The sequence below is a fragment of the Pseudomonas sp. COR18 genome, from assembly GCF_048568395.1.
GTDB lineage: Bacteria > Pseudomonadota > Gammaproteobacteria > Pseudomonadales > Pseudomonadaceae > Aquipseudomonas > Aquipseudomonas fuscovaginae_B.
In genome coordinates this window covers 5,301,693-5,321,876 of record NZ_CP183808.1, presented here as the reverse complement: position 1 = coordinate 5,321,876, position 20,184 = coordinate 5,301,693, and the positions used below count along the sequence as shown (strand labels likewise).

The window sequence follows — 20,184 nt, the reverse complement described above, 5'->3', positions numbered from 1 at the left end:
CATCGAGCAGCGGCATGAGCTGGTGACGGTGCCTCGCAGCCAGAGGCTGGTGGCGAAGGCTGGCCAGGGCTCGCTCCTCCGGCCCGATCTGGAAGCGGTTCATAAAGGTGGGTGCTGGTAGCCGGCGGTCAAGGAGCTGTCAACTCACGGGGTCGACAGCGGGATGTCCAATGAGCGCTACCTCGGTCGTATCAGCAAGCACCAGGTCGGCATTGGTGATCAAGTGCGTGTAGTCGAATCCGGCTAGCGTGACCTGGAAGGCGTGCCCATCGGCACCTGCCTCGCTACTGCGCAGGTAGGTACGGTCGTTGATTTCATCGTAGGTCATGTACAAGGTGCCATCCCGGCCGTTGCCCAAACCGGTGACGCCGAGCGCGGCGACGTCGAGCTTGTCTTCGCCCCAGATGAAGTCGGTGATCAGGTCGCTGCTGCCGGCATGGCTATCGGCGCCGCTGGTGAACACGAAACGGTCACTGCCTTTGCCGCCAGTCAGCTTGTCCGCGCCCAACCCACCCGTCAAGACGTCGTCGCCGGCGTTACCTTCAAGGGTGTCGTTCCCGGCGCCACCGGCCAGGGTGTCGTTGCCCCAGTAGCCATAAAGGGTGTTGGCCTTATCGTCGCCGACCAGATTCACGGGCGTTATCGGCTGCGGGGTGGTCACAGCGGTCGCATCACTGGGTGGAGCGAATAGCACAGTGCTGGCGTTCAGCTCATTGACGTGGTTCCCACTGAACAGAATCTCGAAGCGGTTACCATGAGCGTCAGCCTCCAGGGATTTAAGCGCGGTGGCATCGCCGGCCTGGTTGAGGACGACCTTCAGCGTACCGTTATAGCCGTTACCCAGCCCGGTGAAACCCAAGGCGGACACGTCAATCATGTCATGATCGGTCCCACTGAAGTCGGTGATCAGGTCGCGGCTGCTGTAGCTGCCGCTCGCCTCGTTACGATAGCTGTCGCTGAGTTGGGTATACACGAAGGTGTCGGCACCCGCGTCGCCGCTTAGGGTGTCGCCGCCGGCACCGCCCAATAGCCGGTCATTGCCCGCGCCTGCTTCGACAGTGTCGCGGCCAGGGCCGGCCTTCAAGGTTTCGCTGGCCCCTGTGCCTTCCAGGAGGTCGCTGCGCGAAGTGCCGGTAATCAGTGGTTGCAGGTTGGCATCCGTAATCAGGCCGCTGTTGGCCAGGAACTGCACGGAAAAATGTCGGCCGTTCTGGTCCTGCTCGTAGTTTTCCAGAAAGTAGATGCCGCGTAGAGGCTCGCTACGAATGTGCAGGGTATCGCCATAGCCATCGCCCAAGCGGCTGAAGCCCAGGGCCGACACGTCGAGAATATCGTGGGCGGGATCAAAATGGTTGATGGCATCGGTGAACTCGCCTGTGGCTTTGATATAGCTGTCGCCGATGCGATCGAAGCGGAATACATCGTTGCCGGCGCCGCCGTACAAGGTGTCGTATCCGGCACCCGGGACCAGCACATCGTTGCCACCTCCGCTGACGATCTGGTCGTTGCCCGCCCCGCCCATCAGCAGTTCATTCGCCAGCCCACCCCGGAGGTAGTCACTGCCAGGAGTACCCTGCACGATGAGTTCGATCGGGTTCTTGCTGATCGGGCTACCGGCGCTCGTCATCTGCACATCGCCGTGCGCCGTGTGCCTGGTGACGTCGTTGAGTTCGAAAACTTGAGTCATACGTGCTCCTTCCCTGCGGTTAGCCCACTGCGAGTGTGGTGTAACGCCAGTAATCCCGTTTCCTTGATGGCAATGGGCCGAACTCGATGAAGGGCTATACGCGGCGGGTTTGAGGCCCATCGGTAGGCGGCAACTTCAGGTTTTCGCCATTCGATGTGAAAGATGGCAGTTGACGGACATCTGCATTTCGCCGCCGTCCGCTTTGAGTCGATTGCGAACCTCGGTTCTCCCATCAAGCGTCGGTCAAAAAGCGTGAAAGCGCCTGTGAAAGAGCATCAAACACCAGCGTGACACGCCGTACCCGCTTGAGGTCATGGTCCATCGCGATCCAGGCATCGACCGGAAAGTCCACCCGCTCGGGCAGCACGCGCACCAGGCCATGACGTCGCGCCAGTTGGCTTGCGCATACGCCAATACCCAGGCCTGCCCGCAACGATGCGAACTGGGCCAGGTGGTCATCGCTGCGCAGGACGGCGTTCTCACCCGTGCAGAAAAATCCCCGCTCTTTCAGGAATGTCTGTTCCGTCAGGCTGGTACACGGCGACGGAGGAATGGCAGCTTTATTACGACTTCTATTGAGGGTGTTTTCGCCATATTGGTTGAACCGGTCCCTTCTCGTATCATCAGCGCACCCTATCTGGAATGATTTACGTGAAGTCGTCACCTGAAAGTAGTTCGCCTGCCCCTGCTGCTCCCCAAGGCCCCAAATGGGATGCTGGCGAGGCTGTCAGCCAGCTCTCATGGGACGATTTGCGGATCATCAAGACCCTGAGCGATTGTGGCAATCGCGCTGACACGGCCAAGAAGCTCGGCATCAATGTCTCCACCGTGTCACGGCGAATCGCTCAGGTTGAGAAATCACTCGGGGTGGCGCTGTTCGATCACCGAAAGGCGGGCTACCTGCTGACGGCCGAAGGCGCGGAGTTGCGTGCACTGGCCGAGCGGGTCGAGCTGGACATCGTCAGTGTCACCCGTAGGGTTTCCCGTGCCGGCCAGGGGCCCCTGGGCAAACTGCGAATCACCACCAGCGACTCGCTGCTTCTGTATTTTCTCACCCCGATCATCGCGAATTTCAAAGCCCTCAATGAAGGCATCACGATTGAAGTGCTGGTGGGTAACCAGACGTTGAGCCTGGCCAGGGATGAATCGGATATCGCCGTGCGGGCCACCCGAAAGCCGGCGGACACACTGGTGGGGCGCAAGCTGGCCAACATCGCCTGGGCCGCTTACGGCAGCGCCAGGCATACGGTCGCTACCGATCCCTTCACTGAAGGCCAGTCATGGGTATCCTACTCGGGAGGTCTATACGGCTTGAAGGCGACAAACCATGTCGAATGCCGGGTACCCCCGGAGCGCATCTCGTACCGCACCGATTCGGTTGCCGCCGCCAGCGCGGCCATCGCGGCCGGCCTGGGTCTGGGTTTTCTGCCCTGCATGCTCGGCGACATCACGCCTGGGTTGGTGCGCGTCGGCCCGGTGGTGCGAGAGCTGCAGGACGAGCTATGGCTGCTCACCCACCAGGACATCAGAAAGTCCTGGCGGGTCAAGGCCTTCATGACCTTCTGCGCCGCGGCCGTGGCCGACCTGAAGCCCCTCGTGGAAGGGCATCAGCCTTTCCAGGCCTTATAGGTCGTCATCCGGCCCCGGATTACCGGGCCTGCGCGCCGATCACCGCCCGGCACGCGATCTCGATCAGCTGCGGCCGCTGGGCGAGGCGCGATACGCCGATGATGTTACTGGCGGCCTGAGGGCGCTCCATGCCATAGGCCGCCTTGCGCACCTTGCCGACCACGGCAAAGGCCGCGTCCATGTCCAGCACATACAGCGTCTCTTCGACGACATCCTGCAGCGTGGCGCCAAACAGGGCGAGCAGCTTGGCAATGTTGTCGTAGGCGACCCGCATCTGTTCTCCCATCGAGGAGTAATCGCTCGGCCTACCGTCGGCATCCAGCGGCGCGGGGGCGACCAGGTTGCCCTCTTCGTCGTGGTTGAACTGCCCCGAAACGAAGATCTCGTTCCCTACCCGCCGCACCTGCGGATAACCGTAGCTGTCTTCCCAGGGAACGCCCCAGTAGGCGGTGTCGTCGTTGAAAGGTCGTGAAGCAGCCATTGGATTCTCCTGGCGAGTGGGATCGACGTGATCCGGGTAGCGCGGATCCTAGCACCGCGAAGAGAGTCGTATAGGGTGCATTAATGCACTTTCAAGGGCGCAAAAATGCGCCATCACTTCGAGACATGTTTCGCTATCTTTTGCTGGCACTCGGCGACAACCCGCCAAGAGCACTCTCGCCACCGTTCAGCAAAAGGGAAGAACCATGAGCCGTCCACACACTGAAACCCTGACGCCTTTCAACAGCCAACGGGTCTCCATCGGCCAGCAGCCTCAGGATGGCGACGCCTACGATGCGGTCATGGCACAGGTGAAGGAGCACGCCGGTGCCTGCGGTACGGGCGTGGACGATGCCGCCCCCCGGGGTGACGATTGCATCGTGTTGGCGACGGTTGAAGTGGATTTGCCCCAACGACTCAAGCCATGGCAAGTCAGCACGGCCAAGCAGTTGATGCTGGATCATTTGGATAGCGGCATATCGGTGACAGAGGTCGCACAAGCCTGCGCACTGTCACGCAGTCACTTTACGCGCATGTTCAAGGAAAGCACTCGGTTCTCTCCTCAGGAGTGGCTGCGCGAACAGCGGCTGAGCAAGAGCAAGGAGCTACTCAGTCGCTCAAGGATGCTGGTGGTAGACATCGCGCTTGAGTGCGGCTTCTGCGATCAGGCGCACTTTTCCAGAACCTTCATGAAAGCTGAAGGGATGACGCCGCGGTCCTGGAGACAACAAGCCACCTATCCGGACGCTGGCCGGGGGTCTGCACAACGATGACCGGCCGGGCGGGCCACGAGCGCGTCCGATACCTCTACGGACCGGTTGGTACCGCTGGATCTGCCGAGAGGTTGAAGGTCAAACGCTTCGCGGGCAAGCCCGGCTCCTACGGCATGTTGGCGCTCATCGGATGGGTGATCGCCTCTATCCTGCAGGAGCCGGGCTTGCCCGCGAACAGGCCAGTCGCCTCAGCGCAAAACGCCCGTCATGTCATGGCGGTGGCTAACCCGCTCAGGCCGAGATGATCGCCTGCAACACCTGCTTGAAGTTCTCCACCTGCTCATCCTCGAACTGGCTGAACACCCGCTCCTGCTGCTCGCGGGCAATGGCCCACAGCGCCTCGGTCTGGTCGATGCCGGCCACGGACAACCGCACACGCCCTTGCGTCTCGGTGACCAGCCCCTTGCGGCACAGGTTGGCAATCGCCTCTTCCACCTCCCGCTGTGGCATCGCCACTTCCCGCAGCAGTTCGGCCTGGCTCAGACCGGCGTCGTTCTCCAGCACCATCAGCATCCGTGCTTCGCTGGTACGCAGGCCGGTCGCCAGTTGCCGTGGCTGATAGTTGCTCTGGTAGCAACGCACCGCCTGGGTCATCAGGTAGTAGAGGTTGTCACGCAGGCGGCCCTGGAAGTGGCTGCTCGGCCGCTGCGCCAGGTCCGGCTGGGTGATACGGGTGTGCGGCAGCACCATCGAATAGGCGCCCTGGTGATACAGCAGCGGTGCACGGCCGAAATCGTCGAAGGCAATGACCTTGCCGATCAGGATCCAGTGATCGCCGCCGTCGACCATCTGGTACTTTTCACAGCGAAAGCGTGCCGAGCAGTCGGCCAGCAGCGGTGCTCCGCCCTCGCCCACTTCATGCTCGACGTCGGCGAAGCGATCGTCCTTGCTGCGGGCGAAGTGATTGGAGTGGTCGATCTGATCGGCCGCGAGGATGTTCACCGCGAAATGGCTGGCCTGTTCGAACACCTCCAGGCTGCCCGAGCGCTTGTCCAGGCTCCAGAGAATCAGCGCCGGTTCCAGCGACACCGAGTTGAAACTGTTGGCGGTGACGCCGACCCGGCGACCGTCGGCGGTGGCGGCGGTGACCACGGTCACGCCGGTGGCGAAGTTACCCAGCGCACGGCGAAACGCGCGCGAATCGAATTCAGCAGACATGCAAGACTCCCGGAGCCGCCACACCGGCAGCCCCTCGATTGTTGTTATGGATGGAGCGGTTTCAGACCATGCTCGGATCGGGTTCCAGGCCCATCAGCTCGCGGCCGAGGATCTGCGTGCAGACGTCGTAGTCGGTGTAGGCATGCGCGCCGGTCATGTGCGAGTCGCGCCACAGCCGTTGCAGTTCGTTGGACTCCATCCACGCCCCGCCCCCAGCGGCTTCGAACAGCCGGTCGACGGCCTGGATGCACATCTTCACCGCGTAGCCCTGGTTGGTCCGCCAGAAGGCCAGGGTCTCGCGGCTCGGGTAGCGATGCGCTTCGCTGTGCTCGGCGTGCTCGGCCCAGGTCTTTTCCAGGAAGGCCCGTGCCGCGGCCACCTGGTGGGTGGATTCGGCCAGGCGCATCAGCGCCGGGGTGGCGGCGCCGACCTGGGCACCGGTATAGGCCCGCACGCGGTTGCGGGTCTTTTCCTTGAAGGCTTCGAGCATGCGCTCGGCCACGCCCAGGCTGACGGTGGCGAAACCGCTGGCGAAGTACGGACGGTAAGGCGAGTAGAAGATCTTGCTGTCCGGGTACAGGCCGAAACCGTCTGACTTGCCTTCCATCATGTCCTTGGCTTTCTGGATGCGATGGTTGGGGACGAACACGTTGTCGACGATCAGGGTCTTGGTACCGCTGCCCTTGATGCCGGCGGAGAACCAGTCGTCACGGATTTCGTAGTCGCTGCGCGGCAGCACGGCGAAGCAGTAGTCCTGGCCGCCTTCGCTGTTGAGCCGGCGGCAGCCGAGGATCGCCCATTCGGCATGGTCGCAGCCGCTGCTCCAGCCCATCTGGCCGCTGAACATCACCCCGCCCTCGACCTCTTCGACCTTGCCGAAGGGGGCGATGGAGCTGCTGGCGGTGGCATCGGGGTTTTCGCCCCAGATCTCGTCCTGCATCTGCTTGGAGAACATCGCCATCTGGTGGCTGTGGGTGCACAGCAGGCTCATCGCCCAGGCGGTGCTGGCACAGGCACCCGCCAGCAGGGCGATGCAGTCGCAGAACTGCGGCAGGGAGATTTCCAGGCCACCGTAGACCTTGGGCAGGAACGCCCGGTGCAAGCCGATCTGCTTGAGCAGGGCAATGTTTTCGGCGGGGACCTGGCGGTCCTTTTCCGCCTGCGCGGCATTGGCGGCGATGGTCGGCAGAATGGCCTTGAGGTCTTCGAGCAGCGGGTTGGGCTGTTTCATGGGGGGTACCGAATTATTATTGGATTCCCCTCCAGTATTTCCCGCAGCCCCCACTTGGAAAATGGACGTTCCACAGGGCCGATTGTACTTTTCACGACCCCCTGGCCATCCCGACGTCTGTCACGGCTCGATGGCTTTCAGCTCGTCGAGCAGCTCGTGCAGCAGTGCCAGCTTGTCTTCGCCCAGGCGCGACACCAGGCGCTGGTAGTTCAATTCCATGTCATCGGCCATCTCGACAAAACGCTGCTGACCGGCCTCGGTCAGGGCGACGAACATGCGTCGCTGGTCCTCGTTGGATTTGAAACGGCGCACCAGTCCGTCGCGCTCCATGCGCACCAGCACCCCGGACATGCTCGGCTTGAGGATGCAGGCCTTCTCGGCCAACTGGTAACTCTCCAGCTCACCGTTCTGGCGCAGGATGCGGATAATCCGCCACTGCTGCTCGGTCAGATCGTGGGCGTTGAGCGACGGACGGAAAAAGGCCATCGCGGCTTCGCGGGCCTGGAGCAACGAAAGGGTCAGTGAGGGACGTGGCACGGGCATCTTCAGGACAAGGTCAGTGAAAGGCCGATCAGCTTACGAGCCGGCGACAGGCGGTGGCAAGCGACACTGGCACCGTTCATGGAAAGTACCAGCGCTTGCCCGGAAAAGGCATTGGCCGTCGTTCCGGGCGCCGCCACGATAACGGCACAAAAGGCTATCACCCCAAGGCCGCACCATGCCGTCATCCTCTGAAACCGCCCTGGCGCTGTCGGTACTCGCCCGGCGTCATCTGCGCATAACGCTGGAAGAACCGGCTGAAATAGGCCGGGTCCTTGAAGCCGAGCTGGTAGCAGATCTCGTTGGCCGAATGGCCGGTGAACAGCAGCAGGCGCCGCGCTTCCTGCATCAGGCGCTCGAGCACCAGGCGCTTGGAAGACAGGTCGGCGATGCGCCGGCAAATGTCGTTCAGCCGCGCCTCGGTCACGCCCAGGCGCTCGGCGTAGGCCGCCAGCGGCAGGTGCTCGAGGTAATGGGCCTCGATCAGCGCGTTGAAGCGGTGAAACACCTGCAGGTCCTCATGCCGCGCCGGTTGCGCCGTGAGCGAATGCGCCGACAGCCGCAGCAGGCTGATCAGCACCAGCCGCGTCAGGGCATGCAGCGCGGGCGCACGACCGCTGGCCTGTCCTTCGATCTCTTCCCTGAGCGCGTCGAACATCAGCTCCAGGCGCCTGGCCTCGGCCAACTGCTCGCCTTCGAGCCGGTCCAGGGCCACGCAGGCCGGCGCCATCGGCGGTGGCGGCGCGAGCGCCGGGTCTTCTTCGAGCAGTTGCCAGACCAGTTGCTGGCGCACGGTCAGCACGTGCCCGTCGGCGTCGAACTCGGTGACGAAAGAATGCGGAATGGTCGGCGGCGTGAGGAAGAACATCGGCCCGCTTTCGACGAACTGGCGGTCGTCCAGGTACACCCGTACCGCACCGCTCTTGACGTAGTGCACCTGGAAGAACCGGTCGTGCCGGTGCACCGGCATGTTGCGGCCGAAGAACCCGGCCAGGTTGCTCAGGCGGTCGTAATGGATCTCGGCATCGCTGTAGCGCTGGTCGTAGACCTGCCCGATGTTGATGTTGGGGATGGGCGAACGTTCGCTGCGCATCAGGGAATTCCTTGTTGTTATGGCTGCATGCTGCGCGCTTTTACCGGCTTTGAACAGTTGGCCGGACGCAACCTGGCTTGACGATCGTTAACATCTTAATTATAACGTTAACACATTAACAATATCGGGCCCCAGGCCCCTCCAGGAGATCGAGATGCCCCGAAGCCTGTACGACACGGCCCACGGAACGCTGTTCGGCATCGCCCTGAACTACCAAGGCCTGCTCGCCCAGCGCCTGCCCGAGTTCAACGCGGCGCCTTACAAGGAACCACCGGTCAAACCGGTGCTGTTCATCAAGACGCCCAACACCCGCAACCAGCACGACGGTACCGTCGAACATCCCGCCGGCGAGCGCCTGCAACCGGGCCCGGCTCTGGCCGTGGTGATCGGCAAGCGCGCCAGCCGGGTCAGCGAGGCCCAGGCCCTGGAGCATGTGGCCGGCTACACCATCGCCAACGAATTCAGCCTGCCGGAAGACAGCTACTACCGCCCGGCGGTCAAGGCCAAGTGTCGCGACGGTTTCTGTGCCCTGGGCCCGGTGCTGGTACCGCCCCAGGACGTGCCCAACCCGCAGACGCTGACCATCAAGCTGTGGGTCAACGGCGAAGTCGTGCAGGAAAACACCACCGCCAACCAGGTGCGTGGCGTGGCCAGGCTGATCGCCGAACTGAGCGAGTTCATGACTCTGGATGTCGGCGACGTACTGATCACCGGCACCCCGGAAGGCCGCGTCGATGTGCAGCCGGGGGACCGGGTCGACGTCGAGATCACAGGTCTCGGCCGCCTGACCAACCACATCGTCAGCGAACAGGAGCCACGCCCATGAAACACGCCCGTATCCAGTTCGAAGGCGCCGTGCATGCGGTGCTGGTCGACGCTGACCACAGCGTGCGCCTGGAAGACGGCCGCGTGCTCGGCGAGCAGCAGGTCACCTGGCTGCCACCGGCCACCGGCAACATGTTCGCCCTGGGCCTGAACTACGCCGACCACGCACGCGAGCTGGCTTTCACCCCGCCGACCGAGCCGCTGGCGTTCATCAAGTCGCCGGGCACCTACACCGGCCACAACCAGGCGACCTGGCGCCCGGACGGCGTGACCTACATGCACTACGAGTGCGAGCTGGTCGCGGTGATCGGCAAACCGGCGAAGAACGTCAAGCGCGAGGACGCCCTGCAGTACCTGGCCGGCTACACCGTGTGCAACGACTACGCCATCCGCGACTACCTGGAAAACTACTACCGCCCCAACCTGCGGGTGAAGAACCGCGACGCCACCACCCCGGTCGGCCCGTGGATCGTCGATGTCGCCGATGTGCCGGACCCGTCGAACCTGAAACTGCGCACCTGGATCAACGGTGAACTGAAACAGGAAGGCACCACCGCGGACATGATCTTCGACATCCCGTACCTGATCGAATACTTCTCCAGCTTCATGACCCTGCAGCCGGGCGACATGATCGCCACCGGCACGCCGGAGGGCCTGGCCGACGTGGTGCCGGGCGATGAAGTGGTGGTGGAAGTCGAAGGCGTCGGCCGCCTGGTCAATCGAATCGTCAGTGAAACTGACTTCTTCAAGAACAACAAGGCATGAGCAGCATGATCAAGCACTGGATCAACGGCCGTGAGGTCGAGAGCAAAGACACCTTCATCAACTACAACCCGGCCACCGGCGAAGCGATCGGTGAAGTCGCCAGCGGCGGCGCCGAGGAAGTCGCCCAGGCCGTGGCTGCGGCCAAGGAAGCCTTTCCGAAGTGGGCCAACACCCCGGCCAAGGAACGCGCCCGGCTGATGCGCAAGCTCGGTGAACTGATCGACCAGAACGTGCCGCATCTGGCCGAGCTGGAGACCCTGGACACCGGCCTGCCGATCCACCAGACCAGGAACGTGCTGATTCCACGCGCCTCGCACAACTTCGACTTCTTCGCCGAAGTCTGCACCCGCATGGATGGCCACACCTACCCGGTCGACGACCAGATGCTCAACTACACCCTGTACCAGCCGGTGGGTGTCTGTGGCCTGGTGTCGCCGTGGAACGTGCCGTTCATGACCGCCACCTGGAAGACCGCGCCCTGCCTGGCCCTGGGCAACACCGCAGTGCTGAAGATGTCCGAGCTGTCGCCGCTGACCGCCAACGAGCTGGGCCGCCTGGCGGTCGAGGCCGGCATTCCCAACGGTGTGCTGAACGTGATCCAGGGCTACGGCGCGACCGCCGGCGACGCGCTGGTGCGTCACCCGGACGTGCGGGCGATCTCCTTCACCGGCGGCACCGCCACCGGCAGGAAGATCATGCAGACCGCGGGCCTGAAGAAGTACTCCATGGAACTGGGCGGCAAGTCGCCCGTGCTGATCTTCGAAGACGCCGATCTGGAGCGCGCGCTGGACGCCGCGCTGTTCACCATCTTCTCGCTCAACGGCGAGCGTTGCACCGCCGGCAGCCGGATCTTCATCCAGGAAAGCGTCTACCCGCAATTCGTCACCGAGTTCGCTGCACGGGCCAAACGCCTGATCGTCGGTGACCCGACCGATCCGAAGACCCAGGTCGGCTCGATGATCACCCAACAGCACTACGACAAGGTCACCGGCTACATCCGCATCGGCATCGAGGAAGGCGCCACCCTGCTCGCCGGTGGCCTGGAGCGCCCGGCCAACCTGCCGGCGCACCTGGTAAAAGGTCAGTTCATCCAGCCGACCGTGTTCGCCGACGTGAACAACAGCATGCGCATCGCCCAGGAAGAGATCTTCGGCCCGGTGGTCTGCCTGATCCCGTTCAAGGACGAAGCCGAAGCGCTCAAACTGGCCAACGACACCGAGTACGGCCTGGCCTCCTACATCTGGACCCAGGACATCGGCAAGGCTCACCGCCTGGCCCGCGGCATCGAGGCCGGTATGGTGTTCATCAACAGCCAGAACGTACGCGACCTGCGTCAGCCGTTCGGCGGTGTGAAAGGCTCGGGCACCGGCCGCGAAGGCGGCCAGTATAGCTTCGAGGTGTTCGCCGAGATCAAGAACGTATGCATCTCCATGGGCAGCCACCACATCCCGCGCTGGGGCGTGTAACTTGATCCTGCTGGAGCCGGCCCGGCCGGCTCCTACCGCCGACGCGGGCCTACAACAACAATCAACTACCGGAGAACCCCATGGGCAAGCTCGCTCTGGCCGCCAAGATCACCCACGTGCCGTCCATGTACCTGTCCGAACTGCCCGGCCCACGCCAGGGCTTCCGCCAGGCCGCCATCGACGGGCATCACGAGATCAGCCGACGCTGCCGCGAACTGGGCGTGGACACCATCGTCGTGTTCGACACCCACTGGCTGGTCAACGCCAACTACCACGTGCTCTGCAGCCCGCACTTCGAGGGCGTCTACACCAGCAACGAGCTGCCGCACTTCATCAGCAACATGCCCTACGCCTTTCCCGGCAACAGTGAACTGGGCAAGCTGCTGGCCGACACCTGCAACCGCTTCGGGGTCGAGACCATGGCCCACCACGCCACCACCCTGGGCCCGGAATACGGCACGCTGGTGCCGATGCGCTACATGAACCAGGACCGGCATTTCAAGGTGGTCTCGGTCTCGGCCCTGTGCACCTCGCACTTCCTCGCCGACAGCGCCCGCCTGGGCTGGGCCATGCGCAAGGCGGTCGAGGACCACTACGACGGTACCGTGGCGTTCCTCGCCAGCGGCTCGCTGTCCCATCGCTTTGCCCAGAACGGCCAGGCGCCGGATTTCGCCACCAAGGTCTGGAGCCCGTTCCTGGAAACCCTGGACAACCGCGTGGTGAAAATGTGGGAAGACGCCGAATGGGCGGACTTCTGCGCGATGCTCCCGGAATACGCCGCCAAGGGCCACGGCGAAGGTTTCATGCATGACACGGCGATGCTGCTCGGTGCACTCGGCTGGTCGGCCTATGACGGCCATGTCGAAGTGCTGACCCCGTACTTCGGCTCCTCCGGCACCGGGCAGATCAACGCCCTGTTCCCGGTCACGCCCCAGGACGGTTCGGCGATCCCCGCCGCCCAGGCCTCCAACCCCGCGTCGGTCGGCCTTGCCAACCGCCTTTGACTCCAGGAGCCGCTCATGCCCCATCTGGTATTGCTCTACACCCCGGACCTTGAGGCCGAGGCCGATATCCCGTCGCTGTGCCGCCGCCTGGCCGACACCATGCTCCAGGCCCGCGACGAAAGCGGCAAGGCGGTGTTTCCCACCGGCGGCACCCGGGTGCTGGCCTACCCCGCCGCGCATTGCGCGGTGGCCGACGGCCGGGGTGACTACGGCTTTCTCTACGCCAACCTGCGCATGGGCCAAGGGCGCAGCCGCGCCGTGCACAGTGCGGTCGGCGACAGCTTGCTGGCGGTGCTGAAGGAAGTCCTGGACCCGCTGGTAAAGCGACGACCGATCGGCATCACCCTGCAGATCGACGAAAGCCAGGCCCAGGTCTACGACGGCAAGCACAGCAGCCTGCACCCGCTGTTCAACGGCCGCGCCTGAGCCCATCCCGTCTCATCCCATAAAAAGTACAAGACCATGAGCACGACCCACTCCGCCTCGACCCTGTGCGCGGCACAGGACCCTGCTGCCAGCGCTCACCGCCAGGTGACATGGCGACTGATTCCACTGCTGCTGGTGTGCTACCTGTTCGCACACCTGGACCGGATCAATATCGGCTTCGCCAAGATGCAGATGGCCGCCGACCTGCACCTGAGCGATACGGTCTACGGCCTGGGTGCCGGGCTGTTCTTCATTGCCTACGCGCTGTTCGGCGTGCCGAGCAACCTGGCGCTGGAGCGGATCGGGCCACGGCGCTGGATCGCCACGCTGATGGTGGTGTGGGGCGCGCTGTCGACCAGCATGCTGCTGATCGACAGCAGCGGCGTGTTCTACCTGTTGCGCTTTGCCCTGGGGGCGGCCGAGGCCGGCTTCTTCCCGGGCATTCTGGTGTACCTCAACCGTTGGTATCCGGCCGGGCGCCGGGCGCAGGTGACCGCGCTGTTCGCGATTGCCGTGCCCCTGGCGGGCGTGGTCGGCGGACCGCTGTCCGGTGCCATTCTCAGCCTCATGCACAACACCGCCGGCCTGGCCGGCTGGCAATGGATGTTCCTGCTTGAGGGCGCGCCGGTGATCCTGCTCGGCCTGCTGGTGCTGGCGGTGCTGCCGGAGCATTTCGAAAGCGTGGCCTGGCTCGACGACGGGCAGAAAGCCGCCCTGCGCGAGGCATTCGGCCGCGAGGAACAGCGCAAGGTGGTCACCTCCTTCGCCGGCCTGCTGGCGAACCGGGCGATCTGGCTGCTGGTGGCGATCTATTGCGCGGTGATGCTGGCGGTCAACACCCTGGCCTTCTGGATGCCGAGCCTGATCCATGGCGCCGGCATCGGCAACGACGCCAGCGTCGGCCTGCTCAGCGCACTGCCGTACCTGATCGGCTGCGTGTTCATGCTCGCCTGCGGCCGCTCTTCGGACCGTCGCCGGGAGCGCCGCTGGCACCTGTGCGTGCCGCTGCTGATGGCCGCCTTCGGCATCGCCCTGGCCGGCCTCGCCCCGGAGCAGCCGCTACCGGTGATGGCCGGGCTGATCATCGCCGGCATGGGCGCCAGCGCCGCTCTGCCGATGTTCTGGCAACTGCCGCCGGCCTACCTCAATGACCGGACCCAAGGCACCGGCATCGCCCTGATCAGCTCCCTGGGCAGCATCGCCTCGTTCCTCACCCCCTATTTCATCGGCTGGATGCGCGACACCACCCACAGCCCGAGCCTGGCCCTGCACATCCTGGCCCTGTTCATCGTCTTCGGCGGCCTGCTGGTGCTGCGCACCCGGGCCGTCACCGTCAACCCTTGAAAGAGATTGCCTCCATGCTCGACTCCACCTTGATCCAGCAAGCCGCCGCCCGCCTCGACCAGGCCGAACGTTCGCGCGAACAGGTCCGCCAGTTCTCGCTCGACCACCCCGGCATCACCATCGAGGACGCCTACGCGATCCAGCGCGCCTGGGTCGCGAAAAAAATCGAAGGCGGCCGCAAGCTGGTCGGCCACAAGATCGGCCTGACCTCGCGTGCCATGCAGGTGTCGTCGAACATCACCGAGCCGGACTACGGCGCGTTACTCGACGACATGTTCTTCGACGAAGGCAGCGACATTCCCTTCGAGCGCTTCATCGTCCCGCGGGTCGAAGTGGAGCTGGCGTTCATCCTCGGCAAGCCGCTCAAGGGCCCCCACTGCACGGTGTTCGATGTGCTCGATGCCACCGAGTGGGTGATCCCCGCGCTGGAAATCATCGATGCGCGCATCCAGCAGATCGACCCGCAGACCAAGGCCACGCGCAAGGTCTTCGACACCATCTCCGACAACGCCGCCAACGCCGGCGTGGTCATGGGTGGCCGCGCCGTACGGCCGACCGACATCGACCTGCGCAAGGTGCCGGCGGTGCTGTACCGCAATGGCGTGATCGAGGAATCCGGGGTCAGCGCCGCCGTGCTCAACCACCCGGCCAAGGGCGTGGCCTGGCTGGCGAACAAGCTGGCGCCGTACGACGTCACCCTGCAGCCGGGGCAGATCATCCTCGGTGGCTCGTTCACCCGTCCGGTCGCCGCCAACCCTGGCGATACCTTCCACGTCGACTACGACCTGCTCGGCAGCATCGCCTGCCGCTTCGTCTGAGCCGGAGGACACACTCATGCTGATCAACACCTTCAAGGCCCGCCTCCAGGCGAAAGAGCCGCAGATCGGTCTCTGGCTGGGCCTGGCCGACGCCTACTGCGCGGAACTGGCGGCCAATGCCGGTTTCGACTGGCTGCTGATCGACGGCGAACACGCCCCGAACGACCTGCGCAGCCTGCTCGGCCAGTTGCAGGCAGTGGCGCCCTACCCGTCACAGCCGATCATCCGCCCGGTCATCGGCGACACCGCGCTGATCAAGCAGGTGCTGGATATCGGCGCGCAGACCCTGCTGGTGCCGATGGTCGAGACCGCGGAGCAGGCACGGGAACTGGTGCGCGCCATCAGCTACCCGCCCAAGGGCATTCGCGGCGTGGGCAGCGCCCTGGCCCGGGCCTCGCGCTGGAACACGCTGCCCGGCTACCTGGACAAGGCCGATGAGCAGATGTGCCTGCTGGTGCAGATCGAGAACCGCGAGGGCTTGGCCAACCTCGACGAAATCGCTGCGGTCGACGGCGTGGACGGGGTGTTCATCGGCCCGGCCGACCTGTCGGCGTCGATGGGCCATCGCGGCAATCCGGGCCATCCGCAAGTGCAGGCGGCGATCGAGGATGCCATCCTGCGGGTGGGCAAGGCTGGCAAGGCGGCGGGGATTCTGAGTGCGGACGAGACACTGGCTCGACGCTACCTGGCACTGGGCGCACTGTTCGTCGCGGTGGGCGTCGACACCACGGTGCTGATGCGCGGATTGCAGACGCTGGCGGCGCGCTTCAAAGACACCGGGCAGCCTGGCCCATCAGGTGGCGGGGTCTACTGATCGGCGGTCTTTGCCCGGCTATACATCAGCCGTCACACACGGATGCTATCGTTTGACTCACCTGCTGTCTTGGGAGACTGCGCCGGTGAGTCAAACAGCAAGCGTGCCAAAACCGTTGGACAGACGTCGTTTCAACAACCCGCACCTGGCCATCAGGACCGCGTGGGCAACACAGCTATTATTTCGTGCTTACGAAAACAGATTCACGATGCCGTCAGACAAGGTACTTCTCTGCTTTGACCATTCACCTGTGAATTGATAAATACCATTTGCCTTCAAGTAGTGTTTTATGAAGTGAAAATGATAGTCAGCGGCAATCTGGAACAGGTAGAGATCGCTTTGAATGTTAACGTAGCTGGTGTCTCTCTTTTCAATCAAACCGCCCAGCACCGCCTTGGCATCAGGTTCCTGTATAGTATTTATCTGATCACCCGGTTGTTCAGAGAGAATCTTTTGCCAAGCCTTCTGCGAAGACATTCTGCCGGGAACGGGAATGAGTGCGGCAAGTTCACAAGGTGTTTCAATGGCCTGTTTGGCCTTGCTGATGTCGCTTTTTACCTGGTCGTTTATTTCCAGTTTCCGCCCCGTTTTAGCCTGGTAGAACAAACTGGTCAGTTCGACCCATGCAGCCTCATATTCCTTCGGGTTATCCCGCTCAATCGTTTGCCGCGGATCCGACCAGCAAGGCTTGTAGCGAAACTTGACGAAACTGAAATCCGGGAAATGCCCGAGCCAGCCATGACCCAGGTAACTCGTAGCATTGGGAGTGGCTTCGAAGTTTGGATTTGGAATATCGAGCGGGCTATGCCCCGGAAGCACATTCAACAGATACCCTACCGTGCTGTTTCCAACAGTTAGAACCTTAGTCTTCCAACCCTTCGACGAGCCGTCGTTGTAGTCGATGCTTTGTCGCCCAAGTCCAAACTTCAACGGGTTCCAGGAATCCGGATCATAGTTCACATCCCAGTAGGTGTTCATGACGTTGTCAAGGCCACAGTGGTCCTGGTGAGCCCATGTATCGGCAATGACATGGGCCCTGACGCCCAGCAAAATCAACTTGAATCTGCGAATGACGTCCGAGCGATCGGTCTCGAGTATCGCCGCGCCAACTGCAGCCAGGCTGATGATCTTCTCCAGGCGATCTTCGTCTGCCACACACAGGACAGTGTCTTGAACCAGGCTTCTGGACAGTGCACTTTGTGGCCTGTTGAGCATCCTCCCCCACTGCAGGTGGTTCAACGTTTCAGGATTGTATTTTCTTAGTATATATTCACCGCCGCGGGTCTCCCTCTTGACATGCTTGGGAATATAGTTCGCTACATCAACCCCATGGATATTTTCTCTGCTGGGTGTACCTGCCGGGTCATCGTAGTTTCCGGGAATGAAGTGATAGGTGCACCACACGCTATCCTCAGGGTGCTTATAAGTGGACCAATACCCATGTTGAAAGGTATATCGAGGATGTTCCATCCTGGCCACGACGTTATAGTGAGAAGATTTTTTTGTCTCGCTCACCAGTGACCAGTCGGATGCATAATCACCCTCGTGGAAAAAGTCGATAAAATTCGAGGCCTTCGCAATCAGGGTCGCATCGTCCTTGTCAAACCCTGCCGACATCGCCGAATGGAAAGTACCGTAGTAGTGAAAATCCTGATCCATACTGCCTCCCTTCAAACCGTTGTTTACCACCCGTTGACTGTTCAGACTTATAACTTCACTCCACGAGCAATGTCAAATTGACATCATCTAGTCAATAATAATTATTGATTTTATTATTATTCGCCTGCCCCAATCGCTGCTCACCGAACCGGCACTGTCCCCACAAAGCCCCAAATTCGTCGTAGCTGGCACGTTCTATTTCAACCTTCGATGGAATTTCTAGGCTCATATCGGTTCCATTTCAGCGGGTAGGATGAACAGGTTGTTCATGATGCCTGGTCCGCCCTGCACAAGGTCGCACATCACTCGTCCATGAGAACCGTTCTCAGGGGTTTAGTGTCTATACTCACGCTAGCCGTTGAACCATACCCTTCCTTGATCACCCCACAGCTCACCAGGCCCAAGACGTGAAGTATTCGGTACTTGTTGCAGTGCTGTTCTGCCTGCTGCCCGGCACTCCCGCCAGGGCCGAGCACTATCAGGTCGTCACCGAGGAGTGGGCGCCGTACAATTATCTTGAGAACGGCCAACTCACCGGCATGGCCACGGAGGTGGTACGGGGCATCATGGCAATGACCGGCGACGAGTTCGATATGATGATGGTGCCCAGCATGCGCGCCACCCGTTCCTTGCAGAACCAGCCCAGGACCATCATGTATTCGCTGTTTCGCACGGCGGAGCGCGAACCCTTGTACAAATGGGTCGGGCCCATAGCGGAGGAATCCATTCATCCCTACCAGTTGGCCAATACGCGGCAGCCGGTGACTACCCTGGAGCAACTGATGCAGGCTCCACGCATCACCACCCGGCATGCCGGCCTGATCCCCGACACCCTGCAGGCGCAGGGCTTCCAGAACCTCGAGAAAAGCGCCACCGGGAGCCAGCAGCTCTATCGCATGCTGCTGGCCGGACGCACCGAGATCGTCGTCGGCGACACCGATGCCGGCGTGGCCTACTACTGCCGCCAGTTGGGCATCGAGCCCGGCACACTGCGGCAGGTCCCCATCGAGCTGTACCGGTCCTCACTCTACATCGCCTTCAGCCTCGACTCCGACGACCAGGTGGTCGCCAACTGGGCTCGCGCACTGGAACACATGCGTCAGTCGGGCGAGCTGGAGCGCATCCAGAATCGCTACAGAGCGGCTGCCGGGCCGTGAGCGGCACACGGCGCTGCGTGCAGGTGCTTTACCCCCGCCCTGTTCACCCCGCACCATGACCCCTTCGCACTCAAGGAGAACGTCGCGCATGTTCGGCACCCTACTCGGCAAACTCTTCAATCGCCCGCTGACCGAAGAAGAGTTCGCCCGGAAATTCATCCAGGCCGCTCGTCAGGCCGGCTATGGCGACCACCTCGAATACGTGCCCGATGAGTTTCGGCTGCTGCACGGCAATGGTGGCTACTTCAACCTTCACAACGCGTTTCGCGACTACCAGAAGGCTGAGAAGCCGAAGAAGGCCGCCATACTCGACGGCTACGTGGCCACGCTGCTCAACACCAAGAGCAAGACCCCGCAAACCTTCGCACAGGTCCGCCCCGCGCTGCGGCCGGTCATTCGCAACCTCGGCATGCTGGATGAAGTGCGCCTGCACCATGTTCGCAGCGAAGGCTGGGCGGCCCCCTACACGGTGGTCCACCGCGCCCTGGGCAAGGACTGCGTGATGCTGCTGGCGGTCGATTCCCCCGAATCCACGGCCACCTTGACCAAGGGGCCGGAGGAAAGCTGGGGCGTGACCTTCGACGAAGCCTTGTCGAGCGCGGTGCAGAACCTGCGGGAAACGACGCCGGAGGCCTTCGAACCCATCATCCCGGGGCTGTATCTGGGTCGCTGGGGCGACGGTTACGACATCAGCCGGGTGCTGCTGCCGGATGTCCTGCAGCGTGCCCCGATCAAGGGCCGCCCGGTGTTCATGATCCCCACCAACGACGTGCTGATGGTGACCGGCGACAAGGACGAGCAAGGCATGGCCCAGATGGTCGAGGTCAGCTTCAAGGCGATGGAAAACGGCCGGGCCGTCTCCAGCCAGATCTACACCTACCAGGAGCAGGACATCGTCCCCTTCCAGGCCGGGAACGAAGCGCTCAAGGCGCGTCTTGCCACCCTGGAACACCTGCTGTTGCAGGGTACCTACCACACGCAGAAGGAACTGCTCGACAAGATCCATGAAGAGCAGCAGGAAGACGTGTTCGTGGCCTCCTACATGCTCTACCAGCGCTCGGAGGACGACAGCCGGACCTTCTCGATGTGCAGTTGGACACAGAGCGTCGACAGCCTGCTGCCCCAGACCGACCGGGTGGTCCTGGTCGAGCCGCAGGAGGATGGCAGCGCCCGCACCCAGGTGTTCGCATGGGATGAACTGGTGCCCAGGGTCGCAACGCTGCTGACACCGGCCAGTGTCTATCCACCGCGCTATCGCACGACCGGCTTTCCCACCAGCGAGCAGTTACAGGAACTGACGCCGCTGGGTTGATGC

The 20,184-nt window shown here is 62.7% G+C and carries 21 protein-coding genes; 12 read left to right on the top strand and 9 right to left on the bottom strand.

The genetic code is table 11. The features are described 5' to 3' along the window. Nucleotides 1-139: 139 nt before the first annotated feature. Complete coding sequence (locus tag ACM62G_RS24345) at nucleotides 140-1,687, bottom strand: M10 family metallopeptidase C-terminal domain-containing protein (protein WP_419735782.1); 1,548 nt, start codon at nucleotides 1,685-1,687, stop codon at nucleotides 140-142. Between the two features lie 232 nt (nucleotides 1,688-1,919). Further along, nucleotides 1,920-2,351 carry a hypothetical protein gene (locus ACM62G_RS24340; protein WP_419735781.1) on the bottom strand — a complete coding sequence of 144 codons (432 nt, stop codon included), beginning with the start codon at nucleotides 2,349-2,351 and terminating at the stop codon, nucleotides 1,920-1,922. Between ACM62G_RS24340 and ACM62G_RS24335 the strand changes: the two genes are divergently transcribed. Next, on the top strand, nucleotides 2,330-3,316 hold the full coding sequence (locus ACM62G_RS24335; RefSeq protein WP_419735780.1) for a LysR family transcriptional regulator: 987 nt from the start codon (nucleotides 2,330-2,332) through the stop codon (nucleotides 3,314-3,316). The genes ACM62G_RS24340 and ACM62G_RS24335 overlap by 22 nt on opposite strands. Before the next feature lie 19 nt (nucleotides 3,317-3,335). Here ACM62G_RS24335 and ACM62G_RS24330 read toward each other — a convergent pair whose 3' ends face one another. Then, nucleotides 3,336-3,797 (bottom strand): RidA family protein, encoded by a 462-nt coding sequence (locus ACM62G_RS24330; protein WP_419735779.1) that lies wholly within the window; start codon nucleotides 3,795-3,797, stop codon nucleotides 3,336-3,338. A gap of 343 nt (nucleotides 3,798-4,140) precedes the next feature. Between ACM62G_RS24330 and ACM62G_RS24325 the strand changes: the two genes are divergently transcribed. After that, nucleotides 4,141-4,569 carry a helix-turn-helix domain-containing protein gene (locus ACM62G_RS24325; RefSeq protein WP_419737557.1) on the top strand — a complete coding sequence of 143 codons (429 nt, stop codon included), beginning with the start codon at nucleotides 4,141-4,143 and terminating at the stop codon, nucleotides 4,567-4,569. Nucleotides 4,570-4,800: 231 nt separating this feature from the next. On the opposite strand, the gene ACM62G_RS24320 is transcribed toward ACM62G_RS24325, so the two are convergent. The 4 genes from ACM62G_RS24320 to hpaA form a co-directional block, all read right to left on the bottom strand. Then, nucleotides 4,801-5,727, bottom strand: coding sequence for a p-hydroxyphenylacetate 3-hydroxylase reductase component (locus tag ACM62G_RS24320; protein WP_419735778.1), 927 nt, complete (start codon nucleotides 5,725-5,727; stop codon nucleotides 4,801-4,803). 61 nt (nucleotides 5,728-5,788) lie between these two features. Beyond that, nucleotides 5,789-6,958, bottom strand: coding sequence for a p-hydroxyphenylacetate 3-hydroxylase oxygenase component (locus tag ACM62G_RS24315; protein ID WP_273820952.1), 1,170 nt, complete (start codon nucleotides 6,956-6,958; stop codon nucleotides 5,789-5,791). Nucleotides 6,959-7,078: 120 nt separating this feature from the next. Further along, nucleotides 7,079-7,501 carry a homoprotocatechuate degradation operon regulator HpaR gene (gene hpaR, locus ACM62G_RS24310; RefSeq protein WP_273820951.1) on the bottom strand — a complete coding sequence of 141 codons (423 nt, stop codon included), beginning with the start codon at nucleotides 7,499-7,501 and terminating at the stop codon, nucleotides 7,079-7,081. A 181-nt stretch (nucleotides 7,502-7,682) separates the two neighbouring features. Next, the gene (gene hpaA / locus ACM62G_RS24305) at nucleotides 7,683-8,591 is read right to left on the bottom strand and encodes a 4-hydroxyphenylacetate catabolism regulatory protein HpaA (RefSeq protein WP_054057328.1); all 909 of its coding nucleotides are present in this window, start codon (nucleotides 8,589-8,591) and stop codon (nucleotides 7,683-7,685) included. A gap of 154 nt (nucleotides 8,592-8,745) precedes the next feature. On the opposite strand from hpaA, the gene ACM62G_RS24300 reads away from it, so the two are divergent. The 8 genes from ACM62G_RS24300 to hpaI all read left to right on the top strand — a co-directional run bounded on the left by ACM62G_RS24300 (nucleotide 8,746) and on the right by hpaI (nucleotide 16,053). Continuing rightward, nucleotides 8,746-9,417, top strand: coding sequence for a fumarylacetoacetate hydrolase family protein (locus ACM62G_RS24300; RefSeq protein WP_054064253.1), 672 nt, complete (start codon nucleotides 8,746-8,748; stop codon nucleotides 9,415-9,417). Beyond that, the gene (locus tag ACM62G_RS24295; protein WP_273820949.1) at nucleotides 9,414-10,181 is read left to right on the top strand and encodes a fumarylacetoacetate hydrolase family protein; all 768 of its coding nucleotides are present in this window, start codon (nucleotides 9,414-9,416) and stop codon (nucleotides 10,179-10,181) included. Before ACM62G_RS24300 ends, ACM62G_RS24295 begins: the two co-directional genes overlap by 4 nt. Nucleotides 10,182-10,186: 5 nt before the next feature. Then, the gene (hpaE, locus tag ACM62G_RS24290; protein ID WP_419737556.1) at nucleotides 10,187-11,647 is read left to right on the top strand and encodes a 5-carboxymethyl-2-hydroxymuconate semialdehyde dehydrogenase; all 1,461 of its coding nucleotides are present in this window, start codon (nucleotides 10,187-10,189) and stop codon (nucleotides 11,645-11,647) included. Between the two features lie 80 nt (nucleotides 11,648-11,727). Beyond that, nucleotides 11,728-12,651 carry a 3,4-dihydroxyphenylacetate 2,3-dioxygenase gene (gene hpaD, locus ACM62G_RS24285; protein WP_273820948.1) on the top strand — a complete coding sequence of 308 codons (924 nt, stop codon included), beginning with the start codon at nucleotides 11,728-11,730 and terminating at the stop codon, nucleotides 12,649-12,651. A 15-nt stretch (nucleotides 12,652-12,666) separates the two neighbouring features. Continuing rightward, nucleotides 12,667-13,077, top strand: a complete 411-nt coding sequence (locus ACM62G_RS24280; RefSeq protein WP_054057332.1) for a 5-carboxymethyl-2-hydroxymuconate Delta-isomerase — start codon at nucleotides 12,667-12,669, stop codon at nucleotides 13,075-13,077. 36 nt (nucleotides 13,078-13,113) lie between these two features. Next, on the top strand, nucleotides 13,114-14,421 hold the full coding sequence (locus ACM62G_RS24275) for an MFS transporter (RefSeq protein WP_419735777.1): 1,308 nt from the start codon (nucleotides 13,114-13,116) through the stop codon (nucleotides 14,419-14,421). Nucleotides 14,422-14,435: 14 nt separating this feature from the next. Then, nucleotides 14,436-15,239 carry a 2-oxo-hept-4-ene-1,7-dioate hydratase gene (gene hpaH / locus ACM62G_RS24270; RefSeq protein ID WP_273820946.1) on the top strand — a complete coding sequence of 268 codons (804 nt, stop codon included), beginning with the start codon at nucleotides 14,436-14,438 and terminating at the stop codon, nucleotides 15,237-15,239. Between the two features lie 16 nt (nucleotides 15,240-15,255). After that, nucleotides 15,256-16,053, top strand: coding sequence for a 4-hydroxy-2-oxoheptanedioate aldolase (gene hpaI / locus ACM62G_RS24265; RefSeq protein WP_273820945.1), 798 nt, complete (start codon nucleotides 15,256-15,258; stop codon nucleotides 16,051-16,053). Nucleotides 16,054-16,242: 189 nt separating this feature from the next. Here hpaI and ACM62G_RS24260 read toward each other — a convergent pair whose 3' ends face one another. Both ACM62G_RS24260 and ACM62G_RS24255 read right to left on the bottom strand, forming a co-directional pair. Then, a complete protein-coding gene (locus tag ACM62G_RS24260; RefSeq protein ID WP_419735776.1) occupies nucleotides 16,243-17,712 on the bottom strand; it encodes a DUF6765 family protein in 1,470 nt (489 codons plus the stop codon). A gap of 91 nt (nucleotides 17,713-17,803) precedes the next feature. Beyond that, nucleotides 17,804-17,941, bottom strand: a complete 138-nt coding sequence (locus tag ACM62G_RS24255; RefSeq protein WP_419735775.1) for a hypothetical protein — start codon at nucleotides 17,939-17,941, stop codon at nucleotides 17,804-17,806. A gap of 178 nt (nucleotides 17,942-18,119) precedes the next feature. On the opposite strand from ACM62G_RS24255, the gene ACM62G_RS24250 reads away from it, so the two are divergent. Beyond that, complete coding sequence (locus tag ACM62G_RS24250; protein WP_054057337.1) at nucleotides 18,120-18,869, top strand: substrate-binding periplasmic protein; 750 nt, start codon at nucleotides 18,120-18,122, stop codon at nucleotides 18,867-18,869. Between the two features lie 88 nt (nucleotides 18,870-18,957). Next, entirely contained in the window at nucleotides 18,958-20,181 is a 1,224-nt protein-coding gene (locus tag ACM62G_RS24245) for a hypothetical protein (protein WP_419735774.1), read from the top strand. Nucleotides 20,182-20,184: the final 3 nt, after the last annotated feature.